General features: G+C 32.5%; 2 protein-coding genes. One reads left to right on the top strand and one right to left on the bottom strand.

Annotated elements, in window-relative coordinates; translation table 11 throughout:
- Positions 1 to 880: hypothetical protein (locus COZ07_RS04445; RefSeq protein WP_406607381.1), on the top strand; the 880-nt coding region annotated here is incomplete at its 5' end.
- A gap of 191 nt (positions 881 to 1,071) precedes the next feature.
- On the opposite strand, the gene hepT is transcribed toward COZ07_RS04445, so the two are convergent.
- Positions 1,072 to 1,328: DUF86 domain-containing protein (gene hepT, locus COZ07_RS04440; protein ID WP_406607380.1), on the bottom strand; the 257-nt coding region annotated here is incomplete at its 5' end.

Genomic DNA, 1,328 nt, shown 5'->3' with positions numbered 1-1,328 from the left:
AAAATATAAAGGTGAAGGTTATACTCTAAATATGGCAACCGAAAAGAGGTATGATCTAGAGGGAGATCTCTATACTGGAGAAGATATCTCTAAAATAATTGACCGTCTACCAGAAATAGTTTTTAAGAAAGATCCCACTGCCCTTGGAGATACTAAAATTACTTACAATATTGATGCCTCAGTGGGACATTTTTATGAAGCGGCTACTCTCGAAGATAACTGGCGAGGAGAATATATCGTGAACCTGAATAGACCTTTTAATTTGAGTAAAAACATAACTTTAACTCCCTCGGGAATTTTCCGACAAGATGTCTATCTAACCGGTGAAGCTCGCTATCTTGTGGGGGGAAAAATTGACTTAAAAGCCTCGTCAGATAATAATTTCATATCCAGCACCCTATCTTATAATTATAATAAATCAGTAGGACCAACCCCGTTTAATTTTGATTATATCAGCCCTTTAACAAATTCAATAAGTGGAAAAGTAACTTTAAAATCTTCTGAAAAAATTAAATTAGATTTATCGACTAATTATAATTTTGTTACCGAAGATTTTGGAAATTTGGTGGCAAAATTAGAGTATAAACCGAAAGACGACTGGAAGATGAATTTTAGTTCCTCTTATAATCTAAACTCTATGGAATGGACCAAGCAGATAAATTCCCAACTCGACCTGCAGCTAACTAATGATTGGAGAATCAAGTATAAAGGTGTAGTTGATTTAGATGGTTTTAAGCTCACCAATAGCATAGTTGGAATTACTCGGGATCTTCATTGTCGTGAAATTACTATAAACTATAAACAAGCTACTAAATCTTTTTGGGTGGAGTTCTATATTAAAGCATTCCCCACTGAGAAGATAACTCTGGGGGGACAGTAAATTAGTTAACTGGTTACTTGGTTAGTTATTTAAATAAAAACGTAAAATATAAAATACAAGATAAATTAGTTAGCCAGTTAACACAGTCGTTGGTCGTAGAGGCATATTGCCATACGCCCTTACCTGCTATTCACAAACTATTCACAAATCTTTGTAACTTTTAGCCGGTTTTGAATCAGATTTGATAATTTTTATTTTATAATTTTTAATATAGAATCCCTATATTCAAAAAAATCTTTAAGATTCCGTCTTAAAATATTTACTACAATTGTCTCATCTATCTTATCGTAGTGATGAACAACTATATTTCTAAATTGAGCCATTTTTTTCATTGTTTTATACTGCTTCTTAGAGATAAGACCCTCTTCCTCAAGTACCTGAAAAGTATCACTATAACTAGTTGGAACTCTGTACTTTTTATCAGCAATAATATGATTTGTTATATCTA

It is taken from the genome of Candidatus Infernicultor aquiphilus (assembly GCF_002784285.1).
Classification (GTDB): Bacteria; Atribacterota; Phoenicimicrobiia; order Phoenicimicrobiales; family Phoenicimicrobiaceae; genus Infernicultor; species Infernicultor aquiphilus.
This window is presented reverse-complemented; position numbering and strand designations above follow the sequence as displayed.